The organism is Streptomyces sp. NPDC058052, from assembly GCF_042885515.1.
In the GTDB taxonomy this organism is placed as follows: domain Bacteria; phylum Actinomycetota; class Actinomycetes; order Streptomycetales; family Streptomycetaceae; genus Streptomyces.
The window spans coordinates 111069-130599 of sequence record NZ_JBHVRX010000022.1; the positions used below are offsets into that span (position 1 = coordinate 111069).

At 69.7% G+C, this 19531-nt stretch carries 15 protein-coding genes; 7 read left to right on the forward strand and 8 right to left on the reverse strand.

The window, feature by feature from the left end:
* Nucleotides 1–3: 3 nt before the first annotated feature.
* Complete coding sequence (locus ACFVU3_RS27070) at nucleotides 4–1365, forward strand: cytochrome P450 (protein WP_390070153.1); 1362 nt, start codon at nucleotides 4–6, stop codon at nucleotides 1363–1365.
* Nucleotides 1366–1589: 224 nt separating this feature from the next.
* The gene (locus ACFVU3_RS27075; RefSeq protein ID WP_390070155.1) at nucleotides 1590–2705 is read left to right on the forward strand and encodes a tryptophan dimethylallyltransferase family protein; all 1116 of its coding nucleotides are present in this window, start codon (nucleotides 1590–1592) and stop codon (nucleotides 2703–2705) included.
* An 81-nt stretch (nucleotides 2706–2786) separates the two neighbouring features.
* Here ACFVU3_RS27075 and ACFVU3_RS27080 read toward each other — a convergent pair whose 3' ends face one another.
* The gene (locus tag ACFVU3_RS27080) at nucleotides 2787–4094 is read right to left on the reverse strand and encodes a flavin-containing monooxygenase (RefSeq protein WP_390070156.1); all 1308 of its coding nucleotides are present in this window, start codon (nucleotides 4092–4094) and stop codon (nucleotides 2787–2789) included.
* A gap of 346 nt (nucleotides 4095–4440) precedes the next feature.
* Between ACFVU3_RS27080 and ACFVU3_RS27085 the strand changes: the two genes are divergently transcribed.
* A complete protein-coding gene (locus ACFVU3_RS27085) occupies nucleotides 4441–4830 on the forward strand; it encodes a DUF6386 family protein (protein ID WP_390070157.1) in 390 nt (129 codons plus the stop codon).
* An 882-nt stretch (nucleotides 4831–5712) separates the two neighbouring features.
* Here ACFVU3_RS27085 and ACFVU3_RS27090 read toward each other — a convergent pair.
* From ACFVU3_RS27090 to ACFVU3_RS27115, 6 genes are all read right to left on the reverse strand, one after another.
* Complete coding sequence (locus ACFVU3_RS27090) at nucleotides 5713–6924, reverse strand: MFS transporter (protein WP_390070159.1); 1212 nt, start codon at nucleotides 6922–6924, stop codon at nucleotides 5713–5715.
* 379 nt (nucleotides 6925–7303) lie between these two features.
* On the reverse strand, nucleotides 7304–8941 hold the full coding sequence (locus tag ACFVU3_RS27095; RefSeq protein ID WP_390070160.1) for a penicillin-binding transpeptidase domain-containing protein: 1638 nt from the start codon (nucleotides 8939–8941) through the stop codon (nucleotides 7304–7306).
* A 226-nt stretch (nucleotides 8942–9167) separates the two neighbouring features.
* Nucleotides 9168–11582 (reverse strand): MMPL family transporter, encoded by a 2415-nt coding sequence (locus tag ACFVU3_RS27100; protein WP_390070162.1) that lies wholly within the window; start codon nucleotides 11580–11582, stop codon nucleotides 9168–9170.
* Between the two features lie 564 nt (nucleotides 11583–12146).
* A complete protein-coding gene (locus ACFVU3_RS27105) occupies nucleotides 12147–13658 on the reverse strand; it encodes a SulP family inorganic anion transporter (protein ID WP_390070164.1) in 1512 nt (503 codons plus the stop codon).
* Nucleotides 13659–13934: 276 nt separating this feature from the next.
* Nucleotides 13935–14330, reverse strand: coding sequence for a hypothetical protein (locus tag ACFVU3_RS27110; RefSeq protein WP_390070166.1), 396 nt, complete (start codon nucleotides 14328–14330; stop codon nucleotides 13935–13937).
* An 851-nt stretch (nucleotides 14331–15181) separates the two neighbouring features.
* Nucleotides 15182–15565: a hypothetical protein gene (locus tag ACFVU3_RS27115; RefSeq protein ID WP_390070167.1), complete on the reverse strand. Its 384-nt coding sequence runs from the start codon at nucleotides 15563–15565 to the stop codon at nucleotides 15182–15184.
* A 430-nt stretch (nucleotides 15566–15995) separates the two neighbouring features.
* On the opposite strand from ACFVU3_RS27115, the gene ACFVU3_RS27120 reads away from it, so the two are divergent.
* The 3 genes from ACFVU3_RS27120 (at nucleotide 15996) to ACFVU3_RS27130 (ending at nucleotide 17706) form a co-directional block, all read left to right on the forward strand.
* Nucleotides 15996–16238, forward strand: a complete 243-nt coding sequence (locus ACFVU3_RS27120) for a hypothetical protein (RefSeq protein WP_390070169.1) — start codon at nucleotides 15996–15998, stop codon at nucleotides 16236–16238.
* Nucleotides 16239–16358: 120 nt separating this feature from the next.
* Nucleotides 16359–16982, forward strand: a complete 624-nt coding sequence (locus ACFVU3_RS27125; RefSeq protein WP_390070170.1) for a hypothetical protein — start codon at nucleotides 16359–16361, stop codon at nucleotides 16980–16982.
* Nucleotides 16983–17181: 199 nt separating this feature from the next.
* On the forward strand, nucleotides 17182–17706 hold the full coding sequence (locus ACFVU3_RS27130; RefSeq protein ID WP_390070172.1) for a hypothetical protein: 525 nt from the start codon (nucleotides 17182–17184) through the stop codon (nucleotides 17704–17706).
* A 606-nt stretch (nucleotides 17707–18312) separates the two neighbouring features.
* Here the strand turns inward: ACFVU3_RS27130 and ACFVU3_RS27135 are convergent.
* A complete protein-coding gene (locus tag ACFVU3_RS27135; protein ID WP_390070173.1) occupies nucleotides 18313–18675 on the reverse strand; it encodes a YciI family protein in 363 nt (120 codons plus the stop codon).
* Between the two features lie 406 nt (nucleotides 18676–19081).
* Here ACFVU3_RS27135 and ACFVU3_RS27140 point away from each other — a divergent pair, with 406 nt between their 5' ends.
* On the forward strand, nucleotides 19082–19525 hold the full coding sequence (locus ACFVU3_RS27140; protein WP_390070175.1) for a hypothetical protein: 444 nt from the start codon (nucleotides 19082–19084) through the stop codon (nucleotides 19523–19525).
* The last annotated feature ends 6 nt before the right edge of the window (nucleotides 19526–19531 follow it).

Sequence of the window (19531 nt, forward strand, 5' to 3'; positions counted from 1 at the left end):
GACATGGACACCCACACCCCCGCCCCGGTGCCCCCGCCCGGCTGCCCCGCCCACGGCTCCGGCGCACGCATCCCGCTGCACGGACCGGAGTTCGCCGCGGACCCGCAGGCGTACTACGCGTACATGCGCCACTACGGGCCCACCGCGCCGGTGGAACTCGCCCCCGGGGTGGACGCCACCCTCGTCACCGACTACCCCACCGCGCTCCAGCTGCTCCAGGACTCCGCGTCCTTCCGCAAGGACGCGCGGCTGTGGCGGGACTTCAACGAGGGCCGGATCCCGCACGACAGCCCCGTCGTGCCCCTCCTCGCCTACCGGCAGAACTGCATGTTCAGCGACGGCGGCGAGCACCTGCGGCTGCGCCAGGCGATCACGGACAGCATGGCCCGGATCGACACGCAGCGGCTGGCCCGGAACACCGAGCGGATCTCGGACTACCTGATCTCCCAGTTCGGCTCCCGCGGGTCGGCCGACCTGCTCGGCGACTACGCCAAGCAGCTCCCGCTGTTCGTCTTCAACGAACTCTTCGGCTGCCCGGCCGGCATCGGCGACCGGGTGCTCTTCGGCATCACCGGGATGTTCGACGGAGTGAACGCCGAGAAGGCCACCGCGGTGCTGTTCGGGGCCGTGCAGGAACTGGTCACGCTCAAGCGGAGCCGGCCGGGCGACGACGTCACGTCCTGGCTGATGCAGCACCACGCCAAGCTGAGCGACGAGGAGATGGTCCACCAGCTCGCCCTCCTCCTCGGCGCCGGCGCCGAACCGCTGCGCAACCTCCTCGGCAACACCCTGCACCGGCTGCTCACCGACGACCGCTACGCCGACGGCGGCGGCCTGATCGACGAGGCGCTCGACGACACGCTGTGGGACAACCCGCCCATGTCGAACTACGCGCCCCACTACCCGGCCAGGGACATGGAGTTCGCGGGCGAGAAGGTGCAGGCGGGGGAACTGATGCTGGTGAGCTTCGCCGCCGCCAACTCCAGCCCCGCCCTCAAGGCCGCCCGTACGACCGGCAGCAACCGGTCCCACCTGGCGTGGAGCGCGGGCCTGCACGGCTGCCCGTCCAAGGAGCCGGCCCGGCACATCACCGTCACGGCCATCGAGCACCTGCTCAACCGGCTGCCGGACGTCGAACTCGCCGTACCGGAAGACAGCCTGATCTGGCGTCCCGGACCCTTCAACCGGGCCCTGTCCACGCTGCCCGCCAAGTTCACCCCCGTCCCGACACCGGGACATGGCGACACGAGGTCCGACGCGAGCGGCACCGCGTCCGGCGCTCAGTTCGGCGACCGGACCGGCGGGGAGGGCAAGGGAGAACGGAAGGGCCGCTGGAGCCAGTTCCTGTCCTGGCTCACCAGCTGATCCACAAGTTCTCCATAGGCTCCCTACCTCTGCATGACTATTCGATCTCGAGGGTAGTGATCGACGTGGCACCAATGTTGCGTATGAGGTAGAGGAGATGTCGTGGACCACATATCCACCGACACCGCTGTGGCAGAGCCACCGACCCGTGTCGGTGCGCACCGGGATACCCGCCCTCGTCGGCGGGTATCTTCTTGCGCACCCGTATTTCTGGTGGGGTGCTGGTGACCGGCTTGCCGCACGACATCCTCCCGGATCCTCGGTCCGGCACTCTCGGCGCTCTCACCCGGGCCCAGTTGGTACGCCTCTGCGGCGTCGCAGGGCTTTCTCCGGCCGATACGGAGACGTACGCGCAGACTCTGGTCGAGGCGCTGGGCCCGTCCGCCGAGCGGTCGTTGGCCCTGCCGCCCCCGTCGCGGACCTTCCTCTCGGACGACCACACCCCCGTCGAGTACTCGCTCTCCTTCAGCCCCGGCCGGGCCCCGGCGCTGCGTGTGCTGGTGGAGCCGGGCTGCGGCGCGGACACCCGGTCGGAGAACGGCCGGATCGGTCTGGACGTCGTCCGCACCATGGCCCGGCGCTGGGACTTCTCCACCGAGCAGCTCGACAGGATCGAGGACCTCTTCTTCCCCTCCCAGCCGAAGGGTCCGCTGGCGCTATGGATCGCGCTGGAACTGCTGCCCGGCGGCGTGCCCAAGATGAAGGTGTACCTGAACCCGGCAGCGTCAGGGGTGAAACGTTCCGCCAAGACCGTGCGGAAGGCCCTGCGAAGACTCGGGCACAAGAAGGCGCACAGGGCGCTGCCGAAGGCGGACGGCCACCCCTTCCTCGCCCTGGACCTGGGCCACTGGGAGACACCGCGGGTGAAGGTGTACACCCGGCACCTCGACCTGTCGGCCGCCGAGGCGGGCAGCCTGTCCCGTACCGGCTCCGGCCCGGGGCCGGCGGAGATCCAGGAGTTCTTCCGGGCCGCCGCCGCCACCGACGACCTCGACCGGCGGCCCGGCCTGTCCTGCCACTCCTTCACCGAGACGGAGACCGGCCGCCCCAGCGGCTTCACCCTCCACATCCCGGTCCGTGACTACGCCCGCGACGACAAGGAGGTCCTCGACCGAGCCGTGGACGTGCTGCGGAGCCACGGCATGGACCCCCTCCCGCTGGTCCGCTCGCTGCCCGCCCTCACCGCGAGGCGACCCAAGGACGGCGTGGGCCTCATCGCCTACCTCGCGCTCGTCCACCAGCAGGGCCATCCGCCCCGGGTGACCGCGTACCTCTCGTCGGAGGCTTACGCCGTCAGACCGCCGGCGAAACTGCCGCGCCGCGCGGCGGCGGGCGTCTAGCGACGCCCCACGACGGGCTCCCGGTGGATCTCCACCGGGAGCCCCTGTCGTAGGGGCCGGGCACGGAGCCCGGCCACGTCGTCAGACGGTCTGGAGCCCTCGCATCTCCTTGAGGTAAGGACCGACGTCGACCTGGATGGAGGAGCCGCCCGCCGCCGTGCCGTACCGCGCGGCGATGCCGCTCAGGTACGCGTCGACCTCCTCGCCCATCACGTCCGCGTCCGGCAGGACGACCTCGCCACCGATGATGCGGGCGACCCAATGGGTCTGGGCCTCCACGAGCCGCGTGATCGCGCCCATCGGACGGACCAGGCCGACGAAGTACAGACCGGGGCGGCCGGGAGCGACGACCCGCCGGTACAGCTCGACCGACCCGCCCGGCCCCGCCGGGCATCCCTCGGGAAGGAACGGGAAGTCCATCTCGTAGCCGGTGCAGTAGACGATCGCGTCGGCCTCCTCCGAGGTCCCGTCGGTGAAGACCACCCGCGCGCCGTCGAGGTGGTCGATCCCCGGCCTGGGGTGCACCGCGCCGTGGCGTATGCGGCTGAGGATCTCGTCCGAGATGGTCACGGGGGAGGAGAAGAGCGGGTGGTCCGGCTCGGGCAGCCCGTAGTCGGACAGTCGGCCCCGCGCGACCTGCAGCGCCTTCTCGGCGAAGTCGACCTGCTCGGGCAGGGACATGGCCGTGAACCACGACACCTCGGCCATCTCGTCGACCGACATGCCGTAGAGCTGCTTGGGAACGATGTGCAGCCCCCGACGCACCGAGAGCACGGTGCGCGCGGCGTGCCGGGAGAGGTCCGTGGCGATATCCACCGCCGAGGCGCCGAGTCCCACGACGACGACGCGCTGCTCGGCGAAGTCGGCCCCGTGCTGGTAGTCGACGGCATGCAGGATCCTGCCGGCGAACCCGTCGGAACCGGGAGGTGAGGGCTTCGGCAGCGTCGGCACGGTGTTGTGCCCCGAGGCGACGACGACATGGGCGAACCGCCGCGACTCCAGCGTCCCGTCCGCCCCTCGGCTGACGACCGTCCACGACGCGTCGTCACCCTCCTCCTGCCGCACCGAGACGACCTCGACGCCGAACTCGATGCGGTCCAGCACCCCCGCCCATTCGGCGAAGGACCGCAGATAGGCCGCGACCTCGCTGTGCCGCGGATACAGGGGGTACGCGTCGGGCATCGGGAACTCGGTGTACCCCGTGAGCTGCTTCGCGGTGTTCAGGTGCAGCGACTGGTACCCGGGCCCCGGCTCACCGGCTCCCGGCTGCCGCCAGATCCCGCCGACATCGACCGCCCGCTCGAGACAGACGAAATCGATTCCCTTGACCGCCAGAGCGCGTGCGGTCGCCAGCCCCGACAGCCCCGCACCGATCACGCACACACTCAAGGTTTCTCCCATAGAACAAACACTCTCTACTCGAACGATCTTTCACTTCCCATCCGCCCCCCGCCTCACACGCGCACCCCCCGAGGCACCCGTCACACCCACGGCACCCCACCGAGGAGCTGGACGACCGGACGAGCCGTCTCTGACAAGGAGCCGGCCGTGCGCGATACGGGCGGTTCACCCGAACATGGCCGAGACGGTTCGAGTCGGCCTCTGTCGGACGGTCCGAAGCGCCCCGCCAGTCCCGTCGCCGGCCTGTGCTGAGAGAATCAGCCGATGCGTGTGCAGTCAGAGAGACGACCGGAGGAGCGAGTGACTGCTCAGCCCCCCCTTTGAAGAGGCTCCGGTGACGGTGGCCACGGACGCGGGAATGCTCGTCCTGTGGGATCCGCGGCGGTTCGAGGCCGTCGTCGATGACGACACCTGGGAGGACGAACTCCTCGACGACGAGGACATCGTCCGTCATGTCCAGGAGGGTTCTCTCGTTCCGCTCAACGTCGGCGGAGACGGCGCGTTCAGCGTTCTGGTCCGCTCGGGCACCGCCGCCGCGCCGGCCCGGCTGACCGAGCGGGAGGCGATCCATCAGCTGGTCGCTTCCCAGCCCTACCTGTTCGTCTCCCGCGGTCGTGCGTTCGTCAGTGGCATCGAGGACGTCAGTGGGGACGCCCCGGAGGGCGTGATCGAACACTCCGTGCCCGAGGGCCGTCATGCAGTGGTCGTCCATCTGATCGACTGACAGGCCGAAGCCGGCAGCCAGGACCAGGACGGGCGGCCCGTTCCAGGAGCCCTGCCGGACTTCGTGGTGCTGATCAACCCTGCCCAACCCGGTCAGGGACCCTTCCGGACCGCGGTGAATACGTTCGAAGCCCCCAACGGCTGAACTGGAACGGACCCGGCTCGGACCGCCGTGAACTGACTGCTGGGCGGAGAATTCGTGGACGTGGGCTGCGAGGAATGCCTGCTGGCCAGGTTCACCATCGGATGGATTGCCGCCACGTCTCGGCGTGACCGGGCAGTACCGCTCCCGGACGATCTGCCGCAGCTGCGGGGCCTTGCGAGGTTCGCGGACATCCTCGGCGTCGCCGCCCCCGCCCCGCATCGCGGAGAGCGAGGCCCGGGAGGCGGCGATGCGGCGCCGGCGGACCAGGCCCGAGGGCCTGAACTGGGTGCTGGGCCATCTGCGCGAGCGCGGCGGCCCGGTCCCCGACCCCATCCACCTCCCGGTTCGGTGAGGTTCTCCGGTCACTCGGTACTACTGATTTCTGTGAGCGCGAAGCGTGACACCCTTTCAACGGTGGCCGCGTGGCGCTCTGGGCGCTGTCGATCCGGAGTTCGTTCGACTCCTGGGCTGCCGAGAGACGACCAGTGACGGCAACGGGCTGTCAGAGATGGCTGCCCCTGCGTGCCCGGGACGAACAGACCGTCGCCCAAAGGCGGAGACGTGAGTGACCCCGGCGGCCTGCCCGTCAAGGCCCCTCACTGTCACTGTCGAGCCAGTCCCCACCGCGGTGGGGACCATCGACCCGCCGGCCCCCTCGCGACCACCCTGTCCGGGCTTCCACGGAGGACCGCACGCCGGCACCGACGCCTTGACCGCCCGGGAGCTCGGGGCTGCCGATCAGCTTTGCTCGCAACGGTCGGGAGCGTGATCCGCAGGCGACTGGATCTCGCGCAGCCGCGCAAAGGGCACAGCGGAGGCGAGCGCGAGAGCGATCGCGCCCACGAGCAGGAGGGCGAGCCAGGCGCCGGACCTGTCGATGACGAATCCTGCCGCGGCGGACGCCAGTGATGCACCGAGGTTCACGGAGGTGTTGATCCATGTCGACGCCTCCGTCCGGCTGGTCTCCGGAACGATGGTGTCGGCGATGAGGTATCCGGTGATGAGGGACGGGGCGAGGAAGAGGCCGATGAGGGCGAGTCCCGCGGCGAAGAGACCGAGTGTGTCCAGCTGGGACACGAACACCGCGGCAAGCCCCATGCTGACGCACAGGGCGAACAGCCTCTTGCCGATTCCCGACCTGAGGTTCAGGTGCCCATAGAGGAAACCCCCGAGAGCGCTTCCGCCGGCAAAGGCCGCCAGGAGCCAGCCCGACGCTGCGACAGCATCATGTTCAGCAGCGGTGGCCGGCGCCGCGATCTCCGCGACGCCCAATACGCCACCGACGCCCAACAGGACGACCAACACCCGCGCGAAACCGGGCTGTCGCAGCGGTCGATCACCTTGCGCGGCGCTCCCTCCTGTCCCGCGGAGTGCCCGCGACGACGCACTGGACGTCATCGCGGCGGTGCCAAGCGAAACCGCTGCCGCGGTCACCCAGAGCCCCGTACTGGGGGAACTGGTCACGATGACCGCAGTGATGATGACAGGACCAGCGACGAAGAGGAGTTCTTCGCAGACCGCGTCGAGACTGAATGCCTTGGTTCGCTGGTCACCCGCTGTTGTGAGCGATGCCCAGACCATGCGCATCGCCGCTCCCAGGGGTGGCGCTGTCAGGCCGACCACCGCACTGAGAAGCAGCAACGAGATGTCCGAGGCGCTCTCGGATGCCGTGATGAGCGCGAGAGCGATGAACCCGGATGCCTGGCCCGAAGCCATCGTGTTGAGCGCGACCCGTTGACCGAATCGGTCGACGGCCCGGGCACGCCAGGGGGCCGCCAGGACGTTGGCGATGCCGAACACCGCTGTCGCGAAACCGGCCTGCGTGTACGAACCCGTGCTGTCCTGGACGGCGAGGAGGAGGGCCAGACCTCCCATCGCGAGGGCGGACCGGCCAAGCAGGGCAGGAAGGAAGGCGCGAAGAGCACCAGGAAGGAGAAGTACGGCGAGCACGAAGAAGCTCCGATGATGTGCGACCGACGCTGAACGCGAGGCCGCCAGGAATCTGACGGCTATCGAGGTCCGGAGGGCGGGACAGAGCGCACCCTCAACGGATCAGAACCTGGACGGGAGAAACCCAGGACCGTCAGATGAACATCACGATGAACATCCGGGAAGGATAACAGGACGCGGGTACTCGTCGGCTTGGGTATTTCCGCGCCCGCGATCACGTCTGGTGCAGAAGGCCGCAGCTGTGCGATCCAAAGCATCAGGGTCCGGGAGCTGCACGCGGAATGGCTCGCTCCTGTTCCGGCATGCGGGGGAGGATGGTGGGGAGATCCGGACCGATCCGGGTGGTCGTCGACACCCCACCTTCCCTCCCCGGTCCTGCTCAGCGGGCGTTGAGCACGCGTGCCACGACGTCGCCACCGGAGTCGCCGCCGTGTCCGCCGGAGTCCACGACCGCGGCGGCCGCCAGGTCTCCGGCGTAGGCGGTGAACCAGGCGTTGGAGTCGCCCTGGCCGTCGACCTCGGCCGAGCCGGTCTTGGCGCCCTTCGCCCCGCTGACCGAGGCCATGGCCCGCGCCCCGGTGCCCTCTCCGGTGGCGGCGGCGGCCATCAGCTGCCGCAGGGTGGAGGCCATGCCTTCCGGGAGCTGCCGGGTGGGGGCGAGGGTGCGGTCGTCGAGCGACTGCGGGACGATCACCGGTTGCCGGAAGGCGCCGCTTTTCACGGTGGCGGCGATCGAGGCCATGGTGAGGGCGTTCATCTGGATCTTGCCCTGGCCGATGTAGGAGGCGGCCGTCTCGGCGCCCGACGAGTCGGGGACGGAGCCGTCCCAGGTCTTCACGCCGGTCTCCCACACCTCGCCGATGCCGAAGTACTTCTTCGCCGTCTCGCCGAGCGCCGCGCCCGCACTCGTGCCCAGGGGCTTGACCGGCTTGATGAAGGAGGTGTTGCAGGAGCGGGCGAAGGCCCGCTGGAAGGTGGTGGTGCCGAGATCGAAGTCCTTGAGGTTGTGGAACTCGCGCTCCCAGGTGACGGTCGGCGGGCACTCCACCTTCGATCCGGCACCCGTGACCAGCCCCTTGTCGAGCATCATCGCGGCGGTGACGATCTTCATCGTGGAGCCTGGTGCCTGGGCGCCGCCGAAGGCGGTGTTGAAGCCCTGGGCCGGGTTGTTGGCCACGGCCCGGATCCGGCCGGTGCTGGGTTCCACGGCGACCACGGACGCCTTGTCGTACCGCTTGACCGCCTTCTCCGCGGCGGCCTGGACACCCGCGTCGATATAGGTCTTCAGCGTGCCCTCCTTGCCCTTCGTCAAGGTGAGAAGGGTCCGGTCGGGTATGTCCTGGGCGGACGAGGTGATCGCCAGTTCAACCCCGGCGACGCCGCCGGCCTTCGAGCCGTACTTCTGCCGCAGTTCGGCGAGGACGCCCTTCAGCGAGGGGAACTTCTCCTCGGTCAGCTCGACGCCGTCCTTGTCGACCGCCTTGATGGGTGGTGCGGACGCCTTCGACGTGACCAGCGAGGTGCCCTCGGTGAGCTGCGGGTGTACGACGGCCGGCTGCCAGTCGACCAGCGGCCTGCCCGTGGTGAGCCCGCGGACCACGGTCAGTGAGGAGGAATACGTCAGGCGCTTGGACACCCCGGCGTACTCCACGGTCGCCTCGACCGTGTACGGCACCTTCGCGCCCACCGCCTCACCCGGCTCGATCACGGCCTTGGTGACATGGGCCGTCGTGCTGTAGCCGGTGATCATCGGCTCGGCCTCGGCGGCGTTGTTGGTCAGCTGGGCGGCGGTGGGCCCGTCTCCCGAGGCCCAGGCAGCCAGGAAGTCCCGGGCCGTCTTCTCGATCTCCGCGGCGTCGGGCGGGCCGGTCTTCTTCGCCGCGGACCGCGTGGAGACGCCTCCCCCGTCGTTCTCGCCGCTCAGCCCGTTCCAGAGGTTCCAGCCTCCGTACCCCACGCCCGTCGCCACGACGGCGAACACACCGCCGACAACGGCGACCTTCACACCACTACGCATGGCCACAGCCCCTCCCCAGAGTGCACATGCTTGCCCTGAACGCGTTCAAAAAGGCGAATCACGGGCACCCTATGGGACGCAAGCGGCACATGGGTCGACCGTTATCCGACCGGTACCCGGGATCTGACGACACGTCCGGCCCACTCCTCCGCGGATGTGTGCAAGGGCTGCGCCCCGAGTTAAATGCGGTACAAGCGCGATCTCCCTGCTCGGCGGCCCGGACCGCCTACCGCCGGTAGAGGTCGGGTCGGCCGTCGTGGCCCTGCTGCTCCTGTTGTGTCCAGCCCTGCGGTGGGCCGTACGCGTCCTGCGGGGCGTACGACTGGTGCTGTGGGGGCGTGTGCGCCTGCTCCAGGGAGGAGGTTCGCTCCTGGCCGCCGAACTCCTGGCCGTCACCGGAACCCTGGCCGCAGGACGGCCGCCGGCCGTACTGCGTCGCGCCGGCCGGTACCGGCTGGGGGAGGCGCAGCCGGCGGGTCTCGTCGGAGCCGGCCGCGTGCTGGCCGCGGCGGGCGGAGTTCAGGTTGCCCGGCCACCAGTTCCACCGGCCGAGGGCTGTCATCAGGGCCGGGAGGACGAAGATGCGGATCACCACGGCGTCCAGCAGGATCGCCGCCGCCAGGCCCACGCCCAGCTGCTTGAACTCCACCATGCTGAGAGTGCCGAAGATCGCGAACACGGCCACCATGACGATCGCCGCACTCGTCACGACGCCGGCGGAGCGGGTGATGCCGTCCCGGACGGCGTCACGGACGTCCGCCCCGTCGAGGGCGGCCTCCCGGATCCGGCTCACGACGAACACGTGGTAGTCCATCGAGAGGCCGAACAGCACGACGAAGAGGAAGAGCGGGAGCCAGGAGACGACCGCACCGGAACTGTGGAAGTCGAGCAGGTCCTCCGCCCAGGTGTTCTGGAACACCGCGACGAGAGCACCGAAGGAGGCGGCTGCCGACAGCAGGTTGAGGAGGATCGCGGAGAGTGCCACGGCGAGCGAGCGAAAGATGATGACCATGGTGGCGAAGGTCAGCAGCAGGATGAAGCCGACCACCCACGGCATCCGGTCCTCCAGATGGCCGGTGAAGTCGACCCCCTGGGCGACCTTGCCGCCGACGGCGCCCTCGGCGCCCTGCACGGGTGCGATCGCCTCGGGCACCCAGGCCCGCAGCAGTTCGAGGGACTTCCGCGCCCCGTCGCTCTTCGGCGAGTGCGGGGTGCCGACGGCGACGGTGTGCACGCGCTGGTCGGCGGAGGCGCGGATCGTGGGCGTCTGGTCGTCGGCGAACAGCTCCTGGCCCTCGGTGCGGCTCAGCAGGGTCTTGAGCGCGGCCTCGACCTCACCGGCCCGCTCCGCGGGGGCCCGCACGGTCACCTGGTGCACGGTGCCCTTGCTGGGGAAGGCGGAGGTCAGCCGGTCCATGGCCTGGACGACGGGGATGTCGCGTGACAGGTCGTCGGAGCCGGGCTGCTTCAGCTTCATGTCCAGGGCGGGCAGGGCGAGGGCGAGCAGGGCGCCGACGGAGACCACGAGGGTGAGCACGGGCCGTACGAGGGCGGGGCGCAGCAGAACGGGCCAGATCCGGGACTCGTCGGAGCGCATCGTGAGCCGCCAGAGGAGCGGGACCTTCGGCCGGTCGACCCAGCGGCCGAGCTTGGCGAGGAGCGCGGGGAGTACGGTCAGCGAGGCCAGGACGGCGACGGCCACGACGATGATCGACCCGGTGGCCAGGGAGGCGAAGGTGGCCTCCTGAGCGAGGTAGAGGCCGGCCATGGAGACGATGACGGTCGTGCCGGAGACGACGACGGTGTGGCCGGAGGTCTCGGCGGCGATCTCGATGGCGTCCAGGTGCGAGGCGCCCTTGTGACGCTCCTCCCGTTCCCGCTTGAGGTAGAAGAGCGAATAGTCGACGCCGACGGCCATGCCCATGAGCAGGATGACGTTGCTCACCGCGCTGGTCTCGGGCAGGACGTGCGAGGCCAGGGCCGACAGCCCGATCGCGGCGGCGACACAGGACATGGCCAGCAGCACCGGCACACTGGCGGCGATGACCGCGCCGAAGACGACGAGCAGGATCAGCAGTGTCAGCGGAAGGCTGATCAGCTCGGCCTTCTCGAAGTCCTCGCCCAGGGTCTCGCCGAGCCCCTTGGCGGTGGATCCGGTGCCGATCTGGTCGATCCTGATGCCCTCGTGGGCCTTCTCGGTCGCCGCGCTCGCGTCGAGCAGCGGCTGGACCCGCGTGTCGGCGTTCTCGGTGTCGCCCTTCATGGTGACGAGGAGCAGCAGGGCCTTGCCGTCGGGGGAGGGGAAGGCGGTGCCGACGCTCTCCACGTCGGGCAGGGCCTTCATCTTCCCGGCGAGCTCCTCAGCGGCCTTCCGGGCGGTGGCGACATCGAGCTTCCCGCCGTTCGCGGCGCTGATGAGGACGTTCTCCTCGGGCTTCTCGATGAAGTGCCCCGAGGCCGTGATCCGGCCCGCCCGGCCGGCCTCGCCGACTCCCGACTCCTGGTCGCTGATCTTGTTCGTGCCGGCGGCTCCGCCCAAGAAGAGACACAGCGCGACGAAGGCCACCCACAGGCCGATGGCGGACCACGGATGCGTGGCGCTCCATCGCGCGATCCGTACCGTTGCCGGTTTCTTTCGCACCTTCTGTTTCCTCCCATTGCTGCGGAAACCGCCGGGGCGGCTGCCGTTCTGCGATGAGGAGGACGCTAGTCAGGGGCGGAGGGCGGGGGCACGAGGTAAACCGCCTGAGCAGGACCGGCTTTCCGCAGCGTCAACCCTGCGGGTTCCCGTAACGAGGACCCTGCGGTTTCCCGTAACACCTTGAAGAGAATCGATTCCGGCGACAGGAAGACGCCATCTCGTGGCGTTGGTCGAAGGGGGATGAACGGAGGCCATAGGAGTGGTTCGCTCCCGCTGATGGCTGCAGCCGTGTGCGACCCGGATCCCGGCTTCTGCCGCTGGTTCGGCGAGGCGGCGGTCTACGCGTCCGGACGCCGCCGTGTGAGGGCGGCATCGGTGGACTGCCTGCGGAACGGCACCGGGTGTACGGGCCCGGTGGCTGACGGCACCGCAGCGGCGCCGGCGACGCTGACGCGCCCGTGGACGCGGCCTCTTGGCCGGCTGTGTCCCGGGCGCGTCCGCGTCATCGCGTCTGCCGCAGCCGCTCAGCGCCTCGGCAGACGGGATCCGCCGTCCGCCTCTCTCTCATCGTGGTGTTCTCGCCGAACGGGTGTCGGCGGCCTTGTGGCCGGCCGCGTCCGGGACCGAGCCGGAGCGGACCGCCTCCACGTCGGCGCCGGAGTGACGTTCCGCCCACGTCTCCAGCGCCGCCCGGCAGGCATGGTCGAGGAAGTGGATCCCGGAGAGGTCCAGAACGACACGGCGGTCGCTGGGCAGGGCTTCCAGGGTGTCGAGTATCTGGGGAAGCCTCAGAAAGGTGACGGTTCCCTGCAACCGTACGAGGATCGCGCCGTGCCCGTCGTCGATGTGCTCGATCCGCAGGTGCGAGGCGTCCCAGGCGGCCTTGACGACCGACAGGACGACACCCGTCAGAACACCCTCGAACATACCGACGGCGACGATGGCCGCCGCCGTCGCGACGAGGACGAACGCCTCGCCCCGCTGGCGGCGCCAGAGCCCGCGGACGCCGGCGAAGGGGATCAGTTTCCAGCCGGCGTGGACGAGAATCCCCGCCAGCGCGGCCAGCGGGATGTACGCGAGCACGGCGGGCAGCAGCGCGACGAAGAGCAACAGCCAGACGCCATGAAGGACGCGGGACGCCTTCGTGCGGGCGCCGGCCTCGACGTTGGCCGAACTGCGCACGATGACCGCGGTGAGCGGCAGAGCGCCGAGCAGACCGCACAGCGCGTTGCCCGCGCCCTGGGCGACGAGTTCCTTGTCGTATGCGGTGCGGGGTCCCGAGTGGAGCCGGTCGACGGCGGCCGCGCTGAACAGGGACTCGGCGGAGGCGATCAGGGCAAAGGCGAGGACGGTGCCGAGAACGGCCGGCTCGACGATGGACGAGAGGGCGTCGGCCCCCGGGAGGTGGACGGCTTCCAGCATGCCGCTCACGCGTACGGTCGCGACGGGGAGGCCGAGCAGAACGGTGGCGGCGGCGGCCAGCAGCACCGCCACCAGGGCTCCGGGGATCGCCTTGGCCCGGCGCGGCATGTGCCGCCAGCCGACGATGACGAGGACGGTGCCGGCTCCGACCGCGAGCGACACCAGAGCCGTGCGGTCGCCGAGCGCTTGGACGAGGGCTCTCGGCAGTGCGGTGAGTTTTTCGACGCCTCCGGCCGGGGCGGGGATGCCCGCGGCCGCGTAGATCTGGCCCGCGATGATGACGAGGCCGATACCCGCGAGCATGCCCTCGACGACGGACAGGGAGATCGCGCGGAACCAGCGGCCCCAGCGCAGGCAGCCCATGACGATCTGGAGCACCCCGGCCAGCAGCACGATGACGCCGAGCACGGGAAGGCCGAAGGCCCGGACCGTTTCGAAGACGAGCACGGTGAGCCCGGCGGCGGGGCCCGAGACCTGGAGACTGCTGCCGCGCATCAGACCGGTGACGATGCCTCCGACGACGCCGGTGATGAGGCCCAGTTCCGCGGGGACTCCTGAGGCGACGGCCACGCCGAGGCAGAGCGGGAGGGCGACGAGGAAGACGACGAGCGAGGCCGCGACGTCCTGGCGCAGGTGGGGGAAGGAACGCGGCATGTGGACGTCCCTCCTCACAGCGCCTCGTAGGGGACGTCGGCCGACGTCCGTTCGACGTGCGGACCGCGTCGGGCAGCGGGCGGGGCGAGTGTCGCCCGCCCAGAGGAAAGGGGGGATGGAAGGGGCGACGGCCGGACGACGGCAGGACGTCCCTCCTTCGGGCGGGCGGGTGCGCATCGGCGGGCAGCGTCGATGGGGGGCTGCATGAAGAAATCCTCCTGGCGCGCTGTGGGGGCGCGTCGGGCTGACAGGTCGGGACGGGGGGCAGACAGTCCGTCAGCAGAGGAAGACCTGCAGCGTGGGAGCCTCCTGACCGCCGTGGGTTCTCGGCCTGCTGTCCGGCCTGCCGACGTGATCGTTCGGCGGAGTGGACAGCGGGTTGGTGCGACGCGAGACGAGGAGCAGGGGACCGAGGGGGCGGGTGGCCGAGGTGGCGGGCCGCCGCCGGTTCTGGCGGGCCAAGGAATCCGTGGGGGTTCCGGCCTCGCCGCCCGGAGCGTGAGCGACCTCGTACGCGGCCGAGGCGGCGCTGCGGACGCCGGTCTGCTGAACCTGCGGTCCTGCCCCGACCGTCGCCCCACCCCAGGACGGCAGCCCGCAGGCGATCCCGACGAGGGTGAGAACGAGAAGGAGGACCGAGGGGAAGGACACCGTCGTGCGTACGGACGACATCGCGACATTCCTCCTTCCTTGCGGGACGGCGGGATCGCGGGATCAGCCAAGAGAATCCCAAGGCCGGGTCAATGAAGAGTAATGGCCGGTAGGGAGGGATGGGGTGCAAAACGTCCCCGCATCAGGGTGTTCGAAGGCAACCGGCCTGATGTTGACGCGAACGGTATGGAACGCGCGTCTCAATTTCGCGCGCATGACGCAAAAGGCCCTCGTGTGTGAGGCATGTCCTCGGATCGGTGGATGGTCTGGGGCGGCAACGATCAGTTCTTGCGGTATCAGGCGGCGAAGCGCGTGGGCGTGAAGCCTCGGCGTCCGCCGATGGGCACGGGCGCTTCGTCGGCGCAGCCCCATGCCTCCATCTCGGTGTCGAGGCGGTCTGACACTTTTCCAGCTCCGTGAGAATGCGGCGTACTTCGGAGTGGTCACGCTCGTCGCGGACGCGGGCCTCGTCTTCGGTAGGTTCCCGCAGCATGGCCACTGCACTTGCCGGGGCACCCGCTTGCCCTGGGGAGACCGCCCGGCGGAACCGGGCCAGCAGGGGGGGCGGGTCCGGGGACGTGGAGGAGGTCGGGGGAGGGGCGTGTTGTAGGCGTCCGCGGGGCCGGTGGTGTCGCCCGCTTCGCCGAGCCATTGTGCGAGGCTGCGCTCACTGCTCGCGCGGGGGCGGATCCCTGCACGAAGGGGCCGCGACCGATGCGTGGCGACGCTCCCCAGGTGCGGCGGACGGGCCCTTGCCAAGTCGCCTGGTGGTGGTGTCCGCTCCCGCGTGGGTGCGGCTTCGAACTCGGGTGGGGCTGCACCTTGAGCTGGGGCTCGTCGTCGGTCTCCGGCTGGACTTCGACTTTAAACGATCACGCGTTTCCGGCGTCCAGACGTGAGGATGCTTCCCTGCACGCGGCGCAGTAGTGGGTGGCGACGGTGCCGGCCGCGGCGGCGCGGTCCACGGCGGCCCGCGCCCTGCGTGCGTCCCGGTTCTCGCTGCGGACGATCGCGATCGTGCCGACGAAGAGGAGCACCGCGACGAGGGCACCGACCGCTGTGAGCCAGGGCAGGTCTCGTTCGTCGGCGTAGTACTTGCCCGCGGCCCCGGCCATGAGCGCAAGCACGGTTCCCTCGGCGAAGTGCATGCACCCGCTGGTCTCGGTCGCTTCGGCGACCGCCACGGTGTCTGCCGCGCCGCACCGGGGGCACGCCTCCGGCCTGTTCGCCGTCCCGCTGTCCACCGCGTTCGTCATGACCCCATCATGACGTTTCCCTGCGTGTTCACGCCAACTGGGTCGGTGGACGGGGGGACTGGGCGAGGCGGACCGGGGCCGGGCGGGTGCCCGGAGATCGTGGCCGGCCGGCGGGTGACGACAAGGCGCCCGCTTGCCGGTGGGCGGCATGCGCCGGCGAACCCGAGGCCGGCGCCGAAGCGAGGGTTCGGACGGTCCCGCACGCGGCCCGGTGCAGGGGAGGGAGTGCTCATCGAACCTCCTCGTCGCATTGCGGCGCACCCTGCGAGCTGTCGCTGACATCACCCGTTCCGGCCAAGCCCGCCGGCAGTCCCGGCAGAGCCTGCTCCCGCCGGGCAGGGCGGCGGTCTCCGTCCGGCGCCGCCCGGACGGCCGCCCTGGTGTGCCCGGCTCTATCCTTCACAGGTTGATCGATTGAGGGGGCAGTGGGATGGGCAAGGAGGCGAAGGACCTCGCCATCGTGTGGGGGCTGTGGCCGGTGATGGGGCTCATAGCTGCCCCGCATCGTTACAACGACGACTTGTTCGACACGATCTCTCTGGTCCTGTTCGGCCTGTACTCGCTCTCCGCGGCCGCGATGACGGTCCGTTTCCTGTACCGCCTGGTGACGTTCAAGGCACGGACTGCAAACAGCCCGTCCGACGGCGGAGCAAGCACGAGAAACAGCCCCTGAACCCAGCTGACACGAAGACGCCCGCACCCTGGACCGCCAGCAGCTCCTCGCTCGGGAGCGGCCCTGGGATGAGTCCTGGCCGAGTGGAACCGGGCACTCGGGCCGCACGTCCCCCCGTACATGCTGATCGTCCTGGGGATCCTCTTCGCCGTCGCGCCCGCCGTCGTCTGGACGACGATCGCCCGCACCCGCCCCGTCGGCTTCGCGATCGGCGGCGCGCTGCTGGCCGGAGCCAGTCTGCTGATCGGCGTCCAGCGGGGCTGGATCGACGCCCCCGGAATGGATGCCCACCTTGTGTTCACCGCTCTCGCGCCCTTGCTCATCGCCTGCGGTGCGGGACTGGAAGGACGGCACGAGAGCTCTCCTTCCCCGAAGTGGACCTCCCGACGCAAGGGAGCCATCGGCTTCCTGGCGGTGCAGTTCGCCCTCACCCTCGTGGCCGGCCTCCTGTACGCGCTGATGATCAGCGAAGGCTCGGACCCCCCGCCGTCCAAGGCCCTGCCGTCATTGCCGCCAGGCATCAGCACGGTCGACGAGGGCATCAGCTGTGGTTCCGGCGGCTGCTGGCGCGCCGCGACGATCACCAGCGACGACGGCTTGTCCCGCACGGAGATCATCCGCGAACTGGGGCTCCAGCAGGAGAGCTGCCGCTCCAGCGGCTGGCTGCTCGACTGGCGAGACGTGTGCGTCGGGGCCAAGGACAATGGCGAGAACGTCACCATCTACGCCACCTGGGGATACTGACGGAGAGAGGGTTCCCTGGTTGGCCACCATGGTCCTCAACGAGGATCTGTGGCCCCAGCTGCGCACTCACTGGTGACAATCAGGCTGTTCCGACCTGTCGCTTGCGCCAGCAGGTGCCCGCCCCGCCGTCCCTCTGCGGACCGGTCGGCCACGCCACCGAGGTGATGGTCCCCAAGCAGCGGACCATAGGCTTCGGCTCATGGAATCGTTGATCGCTGCCCTCCGTCAGCAGGAAGAAGCTGCCCGATTTCTCGCATGGCCGGGTGACTTCGACCTGGACCGCGGCGACCACGTCGAGGATGTTCACCTCGCCTCAGGGGCCGCGCTCGAGGGGTTCGCCGGCGACGGCACGGGCGGTACGTACTTCTTCTGTGGTGAGGGCGACGAGGAACGCCCCGTCCTCTACGCCGACTCGGAAGGAAGCGCGGCTCTGGTCGCCATCGGCCTGCCCGAGTTGCTGCGGCTGCTCCTGGTCGCCCCGTGGTGGCGCGACTGCCAGACGTTCACGGAAGACGAGAGTCGCGCACTCGAGGCCGAGTACCGGGAGGACATGCCGGACCTCGCAGCCCGAAGAGACCGCGCCGCTGCGGCTCTTGGCCTCAGCCTTCCGGACCAGGCATCCGCCTTGGCCCGTTTGCGAGAGGTCGCCACTCGGCTGGGTGAAGAATTCGTTCTGATCTTCACGCCGGAGGGGCACGCCTACGAGCCGCTCTTCACCACCTGAGACGAGCCACGGACTCAGGCCACGGCAAGAAGCACCTCATAACGTCGCGGAGTTGCCGACGTGCTAAGACTTCCCCGCCGGGCATGGGATGTACCCGTGCGCCACCAACCCTATCGAGTCGACCGTCTCCACAGTCCGGCTCCACACGAAGGTGACCAAGGACGCTGGCGGCGCGGCCGCCACCCTCGACATGGTCGGATTTGTCCACGAGAACGGGTTCTGGCTCAGCTTCTGTGGAGCGATGACGATCCGTCACGACTACGGACGAGTGCTGTGTGAGTGATCACGTCTCCCTCAGAGGTCCTAACAGAAACTGATGATCATGTGACTGTCGGCTTGGTTGCTCGTTGGTCTGTTCGTGGCGAAGTCCACCGAACCGCAGCGGCAGCGCGCTCCGCCGTCAGGGACTCCGGGTCACAGCAGCGAGCCCGCTCGCGGACCACCGACCGCCGAGACCGGCACGGTGCTTGCGTCGATACCCCACCGGGCGGCCTTCACCTCCGGATTCATCGGAAGTGCTCCTCGTACCACCCTTGACCGTTCAAGGGTGCTGGAGTGTGGCCTGGGGCAGGCAGCGGGACCCGCCCCACGCCGGGAGCGGCTTGCTCAGTTGTCCGCGGCGGATGCGTGGAGGATCGGCCAGAGCTCGACCGGGTCCGTGTCGGCGATGGGCATGTCCGCGGCGATCTCCTGGGCGCGCTGGAGGCTGTCGCAGTCGAGGAGGTAGAAGGTGGCGATGTGTTCCTCGGTCTTCAGGTACGGGCCGTCGGTGACCGCCGGGGCACCGGCCTCGCGTCGTACGAGCTGGGCGAGGGCCGCGTCGGCGAAGCCGAAGGCGCCGATCAGTTCACCGGTCTGCCGGTACTTGGCGTTGAACGCCTCCTGGCGGGCGATGGCCTCGGGCCACGCCTCGGCCGGGAACGCGTCCCACTTGGCCTGGTTGCCGTAGATCATCGCGACGTACTTCATCTCGGGTGTCCTCCCCTTGGCGCGCGCCCTGCCGGCGCGCTGTCACCCCTTGGTCGGAGCCAGGAGCGGGGCCTCGACATCCGGCGACAACTTTCCACGAAGTATTTCTTCGCCCTCGCCGAAACAGCCGGACCACGGGGGCACAGGCGGGTGCTCACGGTGCCACGCCGCCCGCTCGGGCCCCGGCCCCGTCTGCGCCTCTGGTCCCGCCCCTGTCACCGCGTAGCGTCCCAGGAGGGTTGGTTCCAGCATGTGCGGTCGAGCGAGTGCGGGCGGGGCCCGTGCCCAGACACGCTCCCGAATCAGTGCTGCCGGGCCACCCCTCACCTCCAGCACACGAAGCAGTGCACGCCCCGTACGGCGCGGTGGCGCAGGTGCTCGTCGGCGTGCAGGCGAGCGGGTATGGATGGAAGAACTGCTGCATCGAGGGGGAAGCATGGCGCACACGCCGGATCCTGCAGTGCCCGAGCCGGTGGAGAAGGAGGAACCCTGGCTTGGTGTCGGAGCGGTCGCGAGGCTGTGGCCGGTGCGCGAGGACTGGGTGCCAAGAGTCGCGCACCTCGCGGATGTTCGTGTCCGCCGCTCCGGCGGGGAGAGCCGGGGGACCTACGGTGCGGCCCCGACCGTCTATCACTTCCACCCCGGGGATGTGCGCAGGGCCGCGGAAGACATTGCCGGAGGACGAGTGGAGATCCCGACCGTCTACCGCACCGACACCCCCGACGGCCGGCGGGCAAAGTTCTGGAGCACGCTGCGGAACCGTGTCCTCGTCACGCTCTTCATGACGGTCCTCCTGGCCTCGGTTCTCATGCTCCTGTTCGTGGCGGGATTCCTGTTGACAGTGGAGTGATCACCA